The organism is Chromobacterium sp. LK1 (genome assembly GCF_001043555.1).
Classification (GTDB): domain Bacteria; phylum Pseudomonadota; class Gammaproteobacteria; order Burkholderiales; family Chromobacteriaceae; genus Chromobacterium; species Chromobacterium aquaticum.
Genome location: NZ_LDUI01000003.1, coordinates 200,330 through 215,413, shown reverse-complemented (window position 1 = coordinate 215,413; position 15,084 = coordinate 200,330). Strand labels below are relative to the sequence as shown.

13 protein-coding genes are annotated in these 15,084 nt (G+C 69.9%); 2 read left to right on the top strand and 11 right to left on the bottom strand.

The window, feature by feature from the left end:
• Both VI26_RS02720 and VI26_RS02715 read left to right on the top strand, forming a co-directional pair.
• The coding region (locus VI26_RS02720; protein WP_369799183.1) for a cysteine hydrolase family protein at positions 1 to 591 on the top strand (591 nt) is incomplete at its 5' end.
• A gap of 21 nt (positions 592 to 612) precedes the next feature.
• Entirely contained in the window at positions 613 to 1,005 is a 393-nt protein-coding gene (locus tag VI26_RS02715) for a VOC family protein (RefSeq protein ID WP_048408179.1), read from the top strand.
• Between the two features lie 352 nt (positions 1,006 to 1,357).
• Here VI26_RS02715 and VI26_RS02710 read toward each other — a convergent pair whose 3' ends face one another.
• From VI26_RS02710 to VI26_RS02660, 11 genes are read right to left on the bottom strand one after another with little or no spacing between them, the layout of a single operon-like run.
• Entirely contained in the window at positions 1,358 to 2,764 is a 1,407-nt protein-coding gene (locus VI26_RS02710; RefSeq protein ID WP_048408178.1) for a lipid II flippase MurJ, read from the bottom strand.
• Between the two features lie 13 nt (positions 2,765 to 2,777).
• The gene (locus VI26_RS02705; RefSeq protein ID WP_197081356.1) at positions 2,778 to 3,638 is read right to left on the bottom strand and encodes an acyltransferase; all 861 of its coding nucleotides are present in this window, start codon (positions 3,636 to 3,638) and stop codon (positions 2,778 to 2,780) included.
• The gene (locus VI26_RS02700) at positions 3,635 to 5,065 is read right to left on the bottom strand and encodes an O-antigen ligase (protein ID WP_048408177.1); all 1,431 of its coding nucleotides are present in this window, start codon (positions 5,063 to 5,065) and stop codon (positions 3,635 to 3,637) included. Before VI26_RS02700 ends, VI26_RS02705 begins: the two co-directional genes overlap by 4 nt.
• Positions 5,062 to 6,168, bottom strand: coding sequence for a glycosyltransferase family 1 protein (locus tag VI26_RS02695; protein WP_048408176.1), 1,107 nt, complete (start codon positions 6,166 to 6,168; stop codon positions 5,062 to 5,064). Before VI26_RS02695 ends, VI26_RS02700 begins: the two co-directional genes overlap by 4 nt.
• Entirely contained in the window at positions 6,152 to 7,396 is a 1,245-nt protein-coding gene (locus VI26_RS02690) for a glycosyltransferase family 4 protein (protein ID WP_197081355.1), read from the bottom strand. Before VI26_RS02690 ends, VI26_RS02695 begins: the two co-directional genes overlap by 17 nt.
• The gene (locus VI26_RS02685) at positions 7,393 to 8,706 is read right to left on the bottom strand and encodes a cellulase family glycosylhydrolase (RefSeq protein ID WP_048408175.1); all 1,314 of its coding nucleotides are present in this window, start codon (positions 8,704 to 8,706) and stop codon (positions 7,393 to 7,395) included. The genes VI26_RS02690 and VI26_RS02685 overlap by 4 nt, the downstream gene beginning before the upstream one ends.
• A complete protein-coding gene (locus VI26_RS02680) occupies positions 8,699 to 9,883 on the bottom strand; it encodes a glycosyltransferase (protein ID WP_048408174.1) in 1,185 nt (394 codons plus the stop codon). The genes VI26_RS02685 and VI26_RS02680 overlap by 8 nt, the downstream gene beginning before the upstream one ends.
• A complete protein-coding gene (locus VI26_RS02675) occupies positions 9,880 to 11,874 on the bottom strand; it encodes a lipopolysaccharide biosynthesis protein (RefSeq protein WP_048408173.1) in 1,995 nt (664 codons plus the stop codon). The genes VI26_RS02680 and VI26_RS02675 overlap by 4 nt, the downstream gene beginning before the upstream one ends.
• A gap of 14 nt (positions 11,875 to 11,888) precedes the next feature.
• Positions 11,889 to 12,695: a polysaccharide biosynthesis/export family protein gene (locus VI26_RS02670; protein WP_048408172.1), complete on the bottom strand. Its 807-nt coding sequence runs from the start codon at positions 12,693 to 12,695 to the stop codon at positions 11,889 to 11,891.
• Positions 12,696 to 12,708: 13 nt separating this feature from the next.
• The gene (locus tag VI26_RS02665) at positions 12,709 to 13,623 is read right to left on the bottom strand and encodes a glycosyltransferase family 2 protein (RefSeq protein WP_048408171.1); all 915 of its coding nucleotides are present in this window, start codon (positions 13,621 to 13,623) and stop codon (positions 12,709 to 12,711) included.
• Entirely contained in the window at positions 13,620 to 15,083 is a 1,464-nt protein-coding gene (locus VI26_RS02660; protein ID WP_048408170.1) for a mannose-1-phosphate guanylyltransferase/mannose-6-phosphate isomerase, read from the bottom strand. The genes VI26_RS02665 and VI26_RS02660 overlap by 4 nt, the downstream gene beginning before the upstream one ends.
• Position 15,084: the final 1 nt, after the last annotated feature.

Below are 15,084 nucleotides of genomic sequence, written 5' to 3'. Positions count from 1 at the left end.
ACACTAAACCCCCGCCATGACCCCAGCATCACCGCCATGCACACCGCCCCCGCCCTCATCATCATCGACATGCAACAAGGCATGAGCCGCCCCGAAGCCGGCCCGCGCAACAACCCCCAGGCCGAAGCCAATATCGCCCAACTGCTGCACGCCTGGCGCCAGGCCAGCGCGCCGCTGGTCCACGTGCGCCACATCTCGCGCACCCCGGGATCGCCGTTCTGGCCCGGCCAGCCCGGCGTCGAATTCCAGCCAGCGCTGGCGCCGCTGGCCAGCGAACAGGTGATGGAAAAGAACGTGCCGGACGCCTTCGCCCACAGCGGCCTGGAACGCTGGCTGCGCGTGCGCGGCATCGAACAGCTGCTCATCGTCGGCGTCAGCACCAATAACTCGGTGGAAGCCACCGCCCGCAGCGCCGGCAACCTCGGCTTCCACACCCTGGTGGCCGCCGACGCCTGCTTCGCTTTCGACAAACTGGACTACGCCGGCACCCCGCGCAGCGCCGACGAGGTGCACGCGATGGCGCTGGCCAATCTGGACGGCGAGTACGCTCGCGTCGTGCTGTGCGCCGACATTCTGCGGCAGCTGCAATAAACCCTGATCAGGAGCCCAACCATGCAATTCGCCTACACCATTCTCTACGTCTCCGACGTCGCCGCCTCGCTGGCCTTCTTTGAAAACGCCTTTGGCATGAAGCGCCGCTTCCTGCACGAATCCGGCGATTACGGCGAGCTGGACACCGGCGCCACCACGCTGGCCTTCGCCGCCCATCCGCTGGGCCGGATGAATCTGCCGGAAGGCTATGTGGCGGCGGACGCCTCGCCGCTGCCGCTGGGCATGGAGATCGCGCTGACGACCGACGACGTAGCAGCCGCCCACGCCCAGGCCTTGCGCCACGGCGGCGTTGAGCTGCAAGCGCCCTCGCTCAAGCCCTGGGGTCAGACGGTATCCCATTTGCGTTGTCCGGATGGCTTGCTGTTGGAGTTGTGCTCGCCCATTTCCGCCTAAGAACCTGTTCACGATCTTTGTTAAGTACGTTGAGGCGTTGCGTAGATACATTGGAAACCTCGTATTCGACGCGCCCTCACTCCCTTCAAGCCTGCCGACGGGTGGCAGGCCCGAGGTTTTAAGCGGCTGCTTGTTCGAGCAGCGCGACGTTAGCGCGCTGCGAGTTCAGCCGCGCCTCGGGCCTGACGGGACCCGGCGGGTAGCCGTAGGCCAGGCTTGCAGGGCGGCCTTTAGGGTAAAGGGAGATTTGGCCGCGCAAATCTCCCTTTCCGTTTGCCGGACGGAACCGGCCCTAAATCATCATCCGCGCAGCGGATTCAATGCTTTGGCCAATACTTCAAATCAGAAAAGATCATGAACCGGCTCTAAAACGCCAGCCCAGCCCCAACAACAGCACGGCCCCGGCCAAGGCGGCCAGCGCCAGTTGCGGCCACGGGCCAAAGCCGCGCAGCGGAAACAACAGCAGGCCGGTGGCGGCCAGCGGTACGGATGCCGCCAGGCCCTGACGCGCCAGCCTTGGCAGCAAGCGCTGGCCCAGCCGGGCGGCGAGCAGCGCGCCGGTCAGCCACACCCCGACCAGCGTGGCCAGCGCCAGACCCGGCAAGCCCAGCCAGCGCGGCAGCGTCAGCAGCAACGCCGCGCTCAACGCGCTGCCCGCCAGTTCCAGCAGCATCGGCCCGCGGGTATCGCCGCCGGCGTAGCAATAGCGCGCCAACAAGGCGTTCCAGGCGCCGAACACAATGCCCGGCGCGTACAACGCCAGCAGCAGCGGCAGGCTGCTCGCCGCCAGCCCGGCCGGCAGCAGCAAGGCCACCAGCGCCGGCGCGGCTCCGATCAAACCCGCCGCCGCCGGCAGGGTCAGCAGGGTGCAGGCGGCCAGGCCGCTGTCCAGCAACCGCCGCCGGTCCTCGCCCAGCGCGCCGCTCATCTTGCTCAACAGCACCTGGTTCAAGCTCATCAGCGCGATCAGCGGCAGGTTGATCAGCTTGCGCGCCAGATTGAGCAGGGTAATCGTCCCCTCCCCCAGCAGCGAGGCGGCCATACGTTCCAGCAAGCCCAAGCCCTGGCTGGCCGCGCCGCTGGCCAGCAAGGGCCACAGCTGCCGCCAGGCTTGGCCGGTCTCGCCGCGGCCGGCGCGCAGCCAGGGCCGCCAGCCCTGCCGCCAGTTGCCGGGCAGCAAGGCCGCCGCCATCAGTCCGCTGCCGGCCAGAAAACATTGCGCCAGCGCCGTCTCCGTCGCGGCCGGCCCGGCCCAATACAGGTAGGACACCGCCGGCAGATTGAACAGCAGCGAACCCAGCCCGGCCAGCAGGAAACGGCCCTGGGCTTGCAGCGGCGCCGCCAGCGCCGCCTGGGCCAGCAGGCCAGGCGCCAGCCAGGCCAGCCGGCGCAGCGCGGCGGCTGCCTGCGCCGCGTGAGCGGCGTCGACGCCGGGCGCCAGCGCCCGCGTCAGCCACGGCGCGGCCAGGCTCAACAACGCGGCCAGCCCCAGGCCAACGCCCAACCAGTGGCGCAGTTGACCAGCCAACCAGGCGCCGCGCCGCGCCGGCGTCTGCGCTTGCCACAAGGGCAGCAGCGCGGCGGACAGCAGGCCGCCGGCCAGCAGAGTGCGCAAGGCTTCCGGCAGGAACATCGCCACCAGAAAGGCGTCGCTGCGCCCGCCGGCTCCCCAGGCGGCCACCAGCAGCCACTCGCGGGCGAAACCGGCCAACAGGCCGGCCAGCGTGGCCAGGGTCAATAAGGCGGCGGGACCGAACATGGGCTCAGTGTCATTAGTGGAACAGGGTGAACAGCCCTTTGCCGCCCACCTTGTAGTTGAGATCGCGCGGCCGCTCGCCCATGGGCTTGGCGCCGCTGCCGCCGACGATCTTGTACGGGGCCACTTCCTTGCCCACCACGGTGTTGGCGGTGACCACCGCGCCGCGGCCGATGCGCGCGCCGTGGCCGATCAGCGCGCCGGTGGCGATCCAGGCGTAATCGTCGATATACACCGGCGCAGACACCGACCAGAATTCCGGCGCGCTCAGGTCGTGGCTGCCGGCGATGATTTTGGCGTAGGAGGCAATGGCGACGTGATCGCCGATGATCAGCCCGGCGCGGGCGTCCAGCAGGCAATGCCAGGCCACGCAGCTGTCCGCGCCTATCACCAGATTGTTGACCCCCAGCACCTCGGTGTTGCGCCACACGCTGGAGCCCTTGCCGATGCGCGCGCCGCCCAGGCGCAGCCAGGCCAGCCGCAGGTGGTGGGACGGCAGTTTGTTGATCAGGATGTTGTAGCACTGCTCCCAGGCACGCAGCCAGCGGTCCTTGAAAGTGGGCCAGTTGAGGCCGTAACGCGGCACCAGTTGGGTGGGCACTTCGTCGCGCAGCAGCGCGTAGAAGCGGCTCGCCAACGGATGCGGGATGCGGCTTTCCATATTCACGGAAACGATGGAGACGCGCGGCTCCGCGGCGTCGCCCTCTTCGAAGGCCACATTATTGGCCAGCATCCAGTCGTAAGCGACGGCCAGTTCCGCCGCCGGAACGCCAAGGCGCGCGGCGTAGCCGTCCAGGCGCTCGCGCAGCGCGCTGCTGTGGTAGATGCGGTGGCGCAGCGTCAGGGCCTGCACGGCGGGAAGATCGGTCGCTTTCATCGCGGTGTCGCTTTCGGGTCAACGGTTATCGGGCCGGACGGCGCGGCGCCGTCCAGCAGCAGGGGATCGCCGCGTCCGGCCAGCCGGCGCGCCGCTTGCAGATTGATGCCCATCAGCAGCCAGAACAGGCCGATCAGCACCATGGTGAAGCTGTAGTAGTGGTCGAAAAAACCAGTCAGCAGCGCCGCCAGCAAGCCGGACAAGGTGCCGAGCCAGACCGCGCGCTCGGGGTCCAGCTCCGACAACGGGCCGCGCGGCCGCGCTTCGCGCCACCAGGCGATGGTGACGGCGACGAACAGCAGCATGCCGGGCGCGCCCAGCTTGTAGACGAAGTTGAGCCACAGATTGGAGATGCCGAGCAGGCCGCTGTCCGGCGGCGGCGGGTCCACCTTGAAGCCCAGGCCCAGCGGATAGGCGCGCACCGCGTCGGGGAAGCGGCGGTATTCGTCCATGCGCACTTCAGTGCTGGCGTTGCTGGCGGAGAAGGTGGTGGCCAGGCGTTCCTGCAAAGGCGGATAGAACAAGACCAGGGCCAGGCCCAGCGCCGCGGCCAGGCCAATGATGCGGCCGGCGTGCGGCGCGCGCCGCCAGCTCAGCCACAACAACACCAGCGCCAGGCTGACGATGGCTCCGCGCGAAATGCTGAACAGCAGGCCAGCGGCGCCCAGCAGCGCCACCGCCATGCCCAGCACGCGGCGCCAGCCCTGTTGCGCCAGGCCGTAGAAGAAGGCCAGCGGCAGCAATAGCGCCAGCGCGCCGCCGGTGAGATTGGGATGCACCCAGGGCGAGGCCATGCGGGTGTAGTTGGCGGAGAAAATGTCGCGCACCGCTTCCGGGTGGGCGTAACGCAGTTTTTCCAGCACCGGAATAAAGCTGTTGGCGTCGCGGTCCTTGAGGAAATAGCCGATGGACAGCAGCAACATCGCCAGCGTGCCCAGCAGCAGCAGCACGATCAGACGATCGCGGCTGCGCGCGTCCGGCAGCAGCAAAGGAGCCAGGAACAGCGCGGACAGATTCAGCAGCCAGCGCGCCCAGTTGACCGGCCCGTTGCCGTCGGCCTGCACCATCAGCTGGCCCGCCAGGAAGGGCAGCAGGCTGAAAGCCATCAGCCACAGCAGCCGCTGTTCGGCGCGGCCCTGCGGCCATTGCAGAACGCCGACCGCCAGCCGCGGCAGCGCCCCCAGCCAGGCCAGGCCCAGCAGCGCTTCGGACACGGTGATGCGCACGCCCAGCTGCACCGTGGTATAGGGCATCAGGCAGGCCGCCAGGCCGAAGCCAGCCAGGCCCAGCAGCGGCTGGCGCAGCACCGCGCACAGCGCGCAGCCGGCGGCCAGCGCCAGCGTGGCCACGGCCGGGCCGAGCAGAATCAGCAGGCCGCCGAACAACAGGCCGCAGCCGGCGGCGAGCGCGCGCGTCAGCGGCGTCATGCCAGCACGCCGTCCAGCAGCGGACCCAGCCGGGCGGCGTAGGCCTGCATATCGTATTCCCGCGCCCAGGCGCGGTTGGCCGTGGCGCTGCCGTCCGGCCCGGCCTCGGCCAGCTTGCTCATCAGCGCTTGCAGCGCGCCGGCGTCGTCGGGGGCGAAGCGCGCCGCCTGCGGCGGGGCGATTTCATCCAGCGCCGAGCCGGTGGCCACCGCCACCGGGGTGCCTTGCGCCAGCGCTTCTATCACCGGCAGGCCAAAGCCCTCGGCGTAGGATGGCTGCCACAGCCGCTCCGCCGCCGCGTACACCGCGCGCAGGGTGGCGTCGTCCAGCTCCTTGAGCCAGATCAGGCCATCCAGCCGCCGCAGTTCGGCCGGCAGCTCTTGCGGCCGCGCCACCAGAGCCAGCGCCGGCAGGTCCGGCTGGCGCTCGCGCGCCTGCCGCCATTGCTCGACGAACCAGGGCATGTTCTTGCGCGGCTCGCGCGCGCCCACCGCCAGCCAATAGCGCGCCGGCAAGCCGGCCGGCAGCGGCGTGGCCGGGTCCGCCGGACGCCAGGGCACGGCGTTGGGCAGCACCGCCAGCTTGGCGCGCTGGCGCGGAAACAGCTTGGCGGCGGCCTGCGCGGTGTAGCGCGACGGCGTCCACACCGCGTCCGCCAGCCGCAGCGAGCGCGCGGTGCCGGCCCAGTCAATCAGCCGGTAGGCCAGCGCGCGCGCCAGGCTGGCATGATAGTTATCCAGCGTCAGCTGGAACACATCGTGCAGCAGCAGCGCATAGCGGGTGCCGGCCGGCGCGCCGCAGGGCGGCAGGCCGGTGTTGGCGGTGGCGATGTAAAGGTCCAGCCGCTGGGCGCGGATGGCGCGCGGCAAGAAGCGCACCTCGAAATGAAAGCGCTCGCGCGGACGGTGCAGGCCGTCCGCCGGGCTGGGCCGCGCCGGACACTCCGCCAGCTGCCGATGCGGATGGTCGGCCGGACAGGCGGTGAAGCGCAGCACTTCCACGTTCGGCCGCGCCGCCAACGCGGCTTCCAGCGCCAGCACTTGCCGCGCGATGCCGGAGCGCGGCGCGGCGGTGACCGGACGGTAATCAATTCCGATGCGCATGTCTCAGCTCCCGATACAAGGTTTCCAGCTGGTCGGCGGCGATGGCCCAATCGTGCCGCCTCCTCACGTATTCCCGCCCAGCCGCGCCCAGGCTGGCGGCGCGCTCCGGCCGGCTCAGCAGCGCGGCGGCGGCCTCGGCCAGCTGCTCGGCGTCGTCGCCCCTCAGGTAATCGCTGTCGGGCCGCAGGTCCAGCCCGGACGCGCCCTGCGGCGTGCTCAGCAACGGCAAGCCGGCCGCCAGCGCCTCCAGCACCTTGAGCTTGGAGCCGCCGCCTTCGCGCAGCGGCGCGATGAAGGCCGCGGCGCGGCCTTGCTGCGGCGGCAAGGCCGGCACGAAGCCCTGCCATTCCAGCCGCGCGTCCGGCCAGCGCCGCGCCCAGCTCTCCGGCATCGCGTGGCCGCACACCGCCAGCCTTGCCTGCGGCAGCCGCCGCCATAGCCGCGGCATGATCTCGCCGGCCAGCCATTCCACCGCGTCGCGATTGGGCGGGTATTCGAAATTGCCGACGAAGAGCAGGCGCTGGCTGTCCAGCGCCGGCCGCACCGTGGCGAAGGCGGCCGCGTCCACACCATTGATCACCACGTCCACCAGCCGGCCGCTGCGCCGGGACATCTCCGCGGCGTCTTCCCAGGTGACGGCGGCGATGCGCTCGGCCGCGCCCAGCGCGGTTTCCTCCCAGCGCCGGTAGCGCCAGCGGTCCCACAGCACGAAGGGAGCGAGCCAGCGCGGCAGGCCCTGGTAGGTGGCCGCGCCCAGCGTGGATTCGACATTGTGCTCGGTCAGCAGAAAGGGCTGGCGGCGGCGGCGCAGTTCCGGCAGAAAGGGCTGCAAGGCGTAGCTGTGCTCGATCTGCACCACGTCCCACGGCTGTTCCAGCAGTTCGCCGAAGGTGCGGCGCAGCGCCGGCGCCAGGCCATTGACGCTGGCCAGCAGCGGATAGGGCGCCAGGGCGGCGGCCAGCAGGGTCAGCGGATGTTTGAGCGGCCGGCGCGGCAGCACGATCAGCCGCTCGACCACGCTTTCCAGTTGGCGGCGGCTATCGGCGCCAAGTGCGTCCTTGCTCTGCGCCAGCACGGTGATGCGGTGGCCGCGCGCGCTGAGCGCGCGCAGCAAGTGGAATTGGCGCAGCTTGCCGCCGCTGGTGGTGGGCCAGGGCAGATAGGGCAGTGTCCACAAAATGCGCAGCGGCGGGCCGCCGGCGACGCTGGCAATCGGCTGGACATTCATTCTCGCCACTCCAGGATTTGCAATTGCGGCTTCACCGTCACTTTCAGCAGGCCGCCGACGGCGCGCAGCGCCTGCCGGCCGCCGCTCAAGGGCTGGTGCAGCGTGGCGCGGGGGATGCCCGGCAGCCGCGCCGCGCCGCCGCTCGCGCTCCAGAACATCCACAGCCGCGTGCCGTCCGGCTTGCGCCAGCCAACGCTGTAGAGATCATCCGGCGCGGCGTCCAGCTGCGGCGCCGGCGCCGGGTTCAGCCTGGGACCGGTGGCGGCGAGAAAGCGCGCCAGTGCCTGGTAGGCCGGCTTGGGCTTGCCGGCAAGGTCCAATAGACCGTAGCCGCGGTCGCGCACGCTGGCGCGCTGGTCCAGGTCCGACAGCGCGAACAGGAAGATGCGGTCGTAATCCAGCGCGCTCATCAGCGCCAGCCGGCGCAACAGATAATCCGCCTGGCCGTCGCGGCCGATCAGCTCCTGCTCTTCCTTGGGGCCGGCGTAGCTGGACCAGCCCCATTCGGTGGCCCAGATCGCCGGCGCCTTGACCTGGCGCAGCCGGGCGTTGATCTGCTGCGCGCGCAGCACGAAGTCGCGCGCCTTGGGATCGTCGCCTTCCGGCTGCTGGCTATAGGGGTGGTAGGCGACGATGGCGCCCAGGTCCAGCCCGCCCTTCTTGCCCAGTTCTTCCAGCATCAGGCCGCCGCGCACCGGCATCTGGCTGTAGTAGGCCATGCCGGCCATCACCACCGGCTTGCCGGGCGCGGCGCTGCGCAGCGCTTCCGCGCTGGCCTGCAGCAGACGGCCATAGCCTTCCGGGCTGGGCAGCGGCCGCCAGAAGCCGGGCAGATTGGGCTCGTTCCACACCTGCCAGGCGTCCACCGCCGGATAGCGCTTGGCCAGCATGGCCATGCGCTTGGCGAACACCTTGTTGTCCTTGGGCGGAAACTGGTCGCTGGGGCCGAGCAGCGGCAGCGCGCTGCTGGCGAAGGGGGCGGAGCCCACCAGGTAGAACACTGATTTGAGCCGCTGCCCCTTCAGCGTGTCCACCAGTTGATCCAGCGGCGCGAACACGAACTGGTTTTCCTTGGGTTCGTGGCGGTCCCAATGCAGGTCCACCCGCACCCATTCCAGGCCCAGCGCCTTGAGCTGCTGGATCTGGCCTTGGTATTGCGCCGGCGTGAACCACAGGAAATGAGCGTTGACGCCGAGGAAGTCGCGCCACACCACCGGCCGCGCGGCGGTCAGCCGGGTTTGTTCCGCCGGGGCAACGGCGCTGAACACGCAGCTCAGCAACAGAACGAGGCAGCGAGCGAGTTTAGTCATGACCGCGCTCCGTCAGCACCGCCTCGAACAGGCGGCGGAACTGCGCGGCCACGCTGGGCCAGGCGCGCTCGGCGCCCAGTTCGCCGGCGCTGGCGCTGTGCCGCGCCAGCCGCTGCGGTTCCAGCAGCAGGCCGCGCAGCGCCCAGGCCAGCGCGGCGCTGTCGCCCTGTGGATAGACTTCGCCATTGCCGTGGGCGGCTTCTTCGGCAAAGGCGCGCGCATTGGAACAGACCACGCCGCGGCCGCAGGCGGCGGCCCAGGACAAGGCGCCGCTGGTGCCGCGCATCTGACCCAGCCAGGCCAGCTTCCGCGATTCGCGGTAGGGCAGCACCATGGTGTGATGAGCCTGGATCAGCGCCGGAATCTGCTCCGGGGGCAGGTTCAGCCGCCAGTCCAGCATATTGCGGCGCAAGCCCAGGCGGATGGCGTGCTGGCGCAGGCTGTCCAGATAGGAGCCGGAGCGGCCGAAGGCGATGTCGGGCGCCGCGCCGCCGGCCAGGGTCAGCCGCACCCGGTCGCGGGTGTCCGGCTCTTCCTGCAATAGCGCCAGCGCGTCGAGCAGGTCTTCTATGCCCTTGCCGCGATAGATGAAGCCGAAGTAGAGCAGCCGCAGCGGCCCCTCCGGCGGCAAGGGCGGCAGCGGCGCGGCCGGCAGCGCCTGGTTGCCGTGCGGAATGCGGGCGACGCGTTCGGCTGGCAGCCGCATGCGCCGGGCCAGGCAGTCGGCGCCGGTGTCGGTCAACGTCACCAGCCGCGCCAGGCGCCCGGCCAGCCGGCGCTCGCGCGCCAGCGTCAGCGGGTCCATCAGCAACGCCGCGCCCTGGCTCAGCCAGCGCGGCCATTGCCGCGGCAGTCCGGGCGGCCGCCAGATCAGCCGTTCCGGATCGTGGACGGTGGCGGTGAGCTTGAGCCACGGCTGATGGCGCGCCAGCCATTCCAGCGCCATGAATTCGCGCTCGCGGCCGCCGCCCAGTTCGGCGTGCGCCAGTTCGAAACGGCTCCAGTCCACGCGCTGCAGCTGCCAGCCCAGTTCCAGCGCGCTCGCCGCCGGCGGCTGGCCGCTGAGCGGAGCGGCGACGCTGACGCCCTGCTCCTCCAGCGCCCGCCGCCAGACGGCGGCGTAATCGGCGATGCCGGTCTGTTCCGGCGGCAGCGGCGACAATAATGCGATTCTCATGTCCGCTCTCCCTTCAGCCGCGCCATCCGCCGCAGCCAGGCGGACGGAATCTCAAAGCGGCGGCGGTTGACGATGATGCCGTCCACCTGGCGGAAGGCGGTGCGCAGGATGGACAGGGCGTTGTCCACCATCGGCACGGTGGTGGCGCGCGCCTCTATCACCAGCAGGATCAGGTCGGCCCGCTTCAGCTGCACGAAGGCGCGCTGATTGCTGAGCAGCGCCGGCGCCTCGATCAGCGTCACGCTGCCTGGTGCGGCGCCGGCGTCGTCGGCCGCCAGCCGCGCCGGCACGCCGCGTTCGGCCAGCACCCGCAGGAAGTGGCGGGCGACGAAGCTGACGCCCTCGCCGCGCCGCGACGACACCAAGCCGATGACCAGGCCATCGCGCGCCAGCTTGTCGGCCGGCAGTTGGCCGTAGAGGCGGTAGACGCCGGCCTCGAAGGCGGGTGGTGGCTCCACGCCCGGTTCCAGCTCCGGCAAGGTGCTCCACAACGGAGCCTGGAAGCGGCGCTCGACACCGCCGCCGTCGTGGATGCGCTGGTCCAGCAAGTAGCACAGATAGAGCGCGAACAAACCCACCGCCGCGCCGGCCGGCAGCGCGGCCAGCAAGATGGCCAGGCTCTTGGGAAACACCCGAGCCGGACTGAAGGTGGCTTGTTCTATCACCGCGATATTGCTGATGCGGCTGTTGTCCAGCTCGCGGTCTATGCGCGCCTTTTCCAGGCTGTCGCGGTAGAGCAGGTAGTTCTTTTCCGCCACCGCCAGATTGCGCTCCAGCCGCGACAGTTCCGGCTCCACGCCGAGGATGCGCGCGCGTTCGTCCTTCAGCGCGGCGATGGCCTTGTCGTAAGCCGCCACCTTGGCCTTGAGTTCGCCGGCGCGCATGCCGCGCTCCAACTTGCCGCGCTCCAGCAGATTGACGAGATCGCTGGGCGCGCGGTTTTCCGAGCGCTGCACCGTGTCTTTTTCCCGGGCGATCAAGTTCTTAAGCGCGGCGATGTTTTCATCCAGTTCGCGGATGGGCGGCGCGTCCGGCAGATAGGTCTTGAGCTTGTCCAGCCGTTCCAGCTCCAGGCCGTTGAGCTTGAGCTTGAGGTCTTGCCGCGCCGGGTTCAGGCTCAGTTCGCGCTCCTTGACGATTTCGCGCGGCAGCTTGCCGCCGCTGGCCTGGGCGTTGGCGATGCCGCCCTGCATCGCCGTCCACTCCGCCTGATCGGCGCTGCGCGCCGCCTCCAGCTTGTTGAGCTGGTCGGTGAGGCTGTCCAGACGCTCCTTGGAGCTAATGCCGTCGATCTGGCGCAATTGCTGGCCGATCCGCTCCTTGTAGCCGGCGATCTGCGCGGCCAGCTTGCCGCTTTCCGCGTCGTAGAACTGATACAGACTCTTGCGGCCCAGCGCGCGGCTGCGCTCGTCGATGTACAGCGCCAGCCATTTGGCCAGCACTTGCCGCGCCACCTCCGGGTCGTCCCAGCTGAAGGCGATTTCCATCACCGCCGAGCCGCTCTGGTGGCTGACGCTGAATTGTTTCTCCAGCTTGGCCGCCAGCCGTTCCGCCGGGGTCTGTGCCTCCACCAGCCCAAGCAGCGCCAGCGCGTCGCGCGCCCAGTCCAGCACGGCGGACGCCGCCTGCTTCAAATGGAATTTCAGGGTTTGCCAGCCGCCCTGCGGCGGCGGCGCGCGCATCTCGCTCAAATAGTATTCGGCCACTTGATGGATGATGGGGCGTCCGGTCAGCAGCTTTTCCTCGTCGACGATGGGGTCGCGCTGGGTGCTGGGCGCCACCAGCGTCTGGCGGTCGGCGTATTCGATGGGCAGGGTGCTGGTATCGCGGCCCGGCTTGACCAGCAGCCGCGCCTCGGATTCGTAGCGCGCCGGCAGCAGGAAGGCGCCCAGCACCGCCACCAGCACGGTGGCGGCGAACGCCCATTTGAATTCGCGCCGGTAGATGAAAAACAGGCGGGCCAGGTCGCGGAAGGAACGGATTTCTATCATGTCTGGGTCGCCCGCTAATTGCCGGCCTTGATGGTGGGGTTGTTCTGAATGTTGACGTTGTTGCTGCCCTTGCCGCCCAGGTCGTAGTTGAGGCCTATGCCTATCGCCTTGGAGAACGGCAGCAACTGGTTGACGTACATGTCCACGCCCTCCACCGCCTTGCCGATGGCGGACTTGGGCACGAACACGATGTCGCCGCGCTGCAGCATCACGCCGCGCCGTCCGGCGGCCGGGTCCAGCATGCGCGCCAGATCGCTGAAATAGATCTGGTACAAGCCGGCCTCGTCCATGCGCAGCAGCGCCACGTGTTCGCTGTCCGCCGACGGCAGCACGCCGCCGGCGCCTATCACCGCCTGCTCGATGCTGGCGGCGGCGCTCAGTTCGAAGGCCGAGGGATTGCGCACCGCGCCGCCGACGAAGACGCGGTTGCCCGGCGCGATGGCGATGTTGACGGTGACTTGCGGCTGGCGATACAGCGTGGACAGCCGCTCGGTGATCTCCGCGCCTATCTCCTCCGGGGTGCGGCCGCCGCCGCGCACGGTGCCGGCGTGCGGGTAGGCGAAGCTGCCGTCCGGACGCACGAAGAACAAGCTCATTTCGTCCTTTTCCGCCGGCGATTGCGCGTCGCGGACGATGCGCAGGGTGTCGCCGTTCATCACCCGCGTCACCGGCGGCGGCAGCTGGCTGATGTCGCGCAGCGCCAGCTGCCGCGCCTCCACGGTCTTGCCGTCCGGCAAGGCGATGGTGCTGGGGGTGGAACAGGCGGCCAGCCCGCCGCAAAGGGCGAGCAAGCTGAATAGAGGGAGGCGGTGTGTCTTCATCGCGGGTCCAGATTCATTTCCAATAGCCGGGAAACAGGCTGAGCCGGCGCTTGAGCGCGGGCGGCAGCCAGCGTTCGGCGTGGCCCAGCCGGTAGCCGGTCAGCTTGAGCGCGCTGCGCAGCAGCACTTCCGGCTGCCGCCACGGCTGGCCGGCGCCGCGCACCGCGGCCAGTTCCGAGCGCAGGAAGCGCCGCCCTTCGCCGCCGGCGCGGCCGAAGTGTTCGGCGATCCAGCGCTCGCGGCCGTAGAACACGCCGATGTCGAAATAACGGCGCATTTCTTCCAGCAGGCCGTAGTCGTGGGAGTGATGGACGCGGGCGTCTGCCTCGTAGCGCACCGCCCAGCCGGCCAGCAGCATGCGGCCGGCGACATGGGCGTCCTCGGTGCCGATCACGTCGGCGGGAAAACCGCCGACGGCCTTGAGCGCCGCGTGGCGGTAAGCGGCGAAGGAATCGGAACTGAAACAGGTCTTGATGCCCAGCTCGGCGGCATCGGCCAGCCGCTTGGTGCGGCTGAGCGGCGGATAGTTGAAGCGGCGCGCGTGCGCGCCGAGCAGGCCGGCGTCCGGCTGCGGCAGCTGGCGGCCGTAGGCGACGCCGATATCGTCTTCCGCCAGCACCGCGTCGCGCAGCCGGCGCAGCGCGTCCGGGTCCGCCGGTATCGCGTCCTGGGTCAGGTAGATCAGCACCTCGGCGCGGCACAACTCGCTGGCCAGGCGGCGGGTGCCGCCGTGGTTGAAGTCCGCCGCGCGCACCGACACCACGCTGGCGCCGGCGGCGAGCAGGCGCGCCTTGCTGTCGTCGCTGGACTCGCTGTCCAACACCAGCCATTCGTCCGGGCGCAGGCTTTGCGCCGCCAGCGCCGGCAGCAGCCGGTCCAGATGGCGGCCGGCGTTGCGCACCGGCAGAATCAGCGCGGTGCGGCTCACGGCCGCGCCTCCGTGCGGCCGTAGTCGTCGGCGAAGCGCACGATGTCGTCCTCGCCCAGGTATTCGCCGCTCTGCACTTCGATCAACACCAGGTCGATCAGGCCGGGATTGCTCAGCCTATGTTTTTCCCCGGCCGGGATGAAGGTGGATTCATTGGTGTACACCAGCCGTTCCGTGTCGCCATGCGTCACCCGCGCGGTGCCGCTGACCACGATCCAGTGCTCGCTGCGGTGGTGATGCATCTGCAGGGACAGGGACGCGCCCGGCTTCACCACGATGCGCTTGATCTTGTAGCGCTCGCTGTCGGCCAGCACGGTGTAATGACCCCAGGGCCGCTGCGAACTCAGATGTTCTCGCCAGCTGGGGTGGCCTTGCCGCCGCAGCCGGCCGCTGAGCTCGCGCACCTCCTGACAACGCGAGCGGTCCGCCACCAGCAGCGCGTCCGGGGTGTCGACCACCACCAGATTGTCCACGCCCAGCGCGGCGATCAGCCTGCCGCGGCTCTGGATGAAGCAATCGCGGCTGCCTTGCAGCAGCGCTTCGCCGCTGACGCGGTTGCCGTCGGCGTCGGCGGGAAACTGCGCGGCCAGGCTGTCCCAGGCGCCGATATCGCTCCAGCCCAGCTCGCACGGCACCACCGCCGCCGTCGCGATGCGCTCCATCACCGCGTAATCGATGGAAATATCCGGACAGCGGGCAAAGCCGGCGCGGTCCAGCTCGCGCTGGCGAACGCCGCCGTCCTCCACGGCCTGGCTTGCCGCCAGGCTGGCTTCCACGCCGGCCAACACTTGCGGCGCATGCTCGGCCAGCGCCGCGCGCAGGCTGGCGGCGGCGAAGCAGAACATGCCGCTGTTCCACAGATGGCGGCCATCGGCCAGATAGCGCTCGGCGGCGGCGAGGTCCGGCTTTTCCACGAAGCGCGCCACTTCCAGGCCATCCGCGCCGATGGCGACGCCGGTTTCGATATAGCCGAAGCCGGTTTCCGGGCGGCTGGGCTTAAGGCCGAAGGCGACGACGCGGCCGGCGCCGGCCAGGCGCGCGGCCCGCTCAACCGCGGCGGCGAAGGCGGCTTCGTCGCGGATCAGATGGTCCGCCGGCAGCGCCAGCAGCAGCGGATCGGCCGCCGGATCGCGCGCCAGCAGGTCCGCGGCGGCGGCGGCCAACGCCGGCGCGGTATTGCGCCTTTCCGGCTCCAGCAGCAGTTCCAGCGCCAGGCCGCCGGCGTTGACCGCCTGGCATTCGTCCAGCGTGCGGAAGCGGGTTTCCTCATTGGCGACGATCAGCACCCGGCGGACGCCGGGCAGGCTCGCCGCGCGCAGAAAGGTCTTTTGCAACAAGCTCTGGTCGTCGGCCAAGCGGATGAAGGGCTTGGGAAAGGCCTGGCGCGACACCGGCCACAGCCGCGAGCCGGCGCCGCCGCAGACGATGCAGGGAATGAGTTCGGGAACGGGATTTTGCATG

What these genes read in the sequence shown, in the direction of transcription:
- VI26_RS02675 (WP_048408173.1), bottom strand. Translation starts at nt 11,874, where the DNA reads ATGATAGAAATCCGTTCCTTCCGCGACCTGGCCCGCCTGTTTTTCATC.
- VI26_RS02660 (WP_048408170.1), bottom strand. Translation starts at nt 15,083, where the DNA reads ATGCAAAATCCCGTTCCCGAACTCATTCCCTGCATCGTCTGCGGCGGC.
- VI26_RS02715 (WP_048408179.1), top strand. Translation starts at nt 613, where the DNA reads ATGCAATTCGCCTACACCATTCTCTACGTCTCCGACGTCGCCGCCTCG.
- VI26_RS02690 (WP_197081355.1), bottom strand. Translation starts at nt 7,396, where the DNA reads ATGAATGTCCAGCCGATTGCCAGCGTCGCCGGCGGCCCGCCGCTGCGC.
- VI26_RS02680 (WP_048408174.1), bottom strand. Translation starts at nt 9,883, where the DNA reads ATGAGAATCGCATTATTGTCGCCGCTGCCGCCGGAACAGACCGGCATC.
- VI26_RS02705 (WP_197081356.1), bottom strand. Translation starts at nt 3,638, where the DNA reads ATGAAAGCGACCGATCTTCCCGCCGTGCAGGCCCTGACGCTGCGCCAC.
- VI26_RS02670 (WP_048408172.1), bottom strand. Translation starts at nt 12,695, where the DNA reads ATGAAGACACACCGCCTCCCTCTATTCAGCTTGCTCGCCCTTTGCGGC.
- VI26_RS02710 (WP_048408178.1), bottom strand. Translation starts at nt 2,764, where the DNA reads ATGTTCGGTCCCGCCGCCTTATTGACCCTGGCCACGCTGGCCGGCCTG.
- VI26_RS02700 (WP_048408177.1), bottom strand. Translation starts at nt 5,065, where the DNA reads ATGACGCCGCTGACGCGCGCGCTCGCCGCCGGCTGCGGCCTGTTGTTC.
- VI26_RS02695 (WP_048408176.1), bottom strand. Translation starts at nt 6,168, where the DNA reads ATGCGCATCGGAATTGATTACCGTCCGGTCACCGCCGCGCCGCGCTCC.
- VI26_RS02685 (WP_048408175.1), bottom strand. Translation starts at nt 8,706, where the DNA reads ATGACTAAACTCGCTCGCTGCCTCGTTCTGTTGCTGAGCTGCGTGTTC.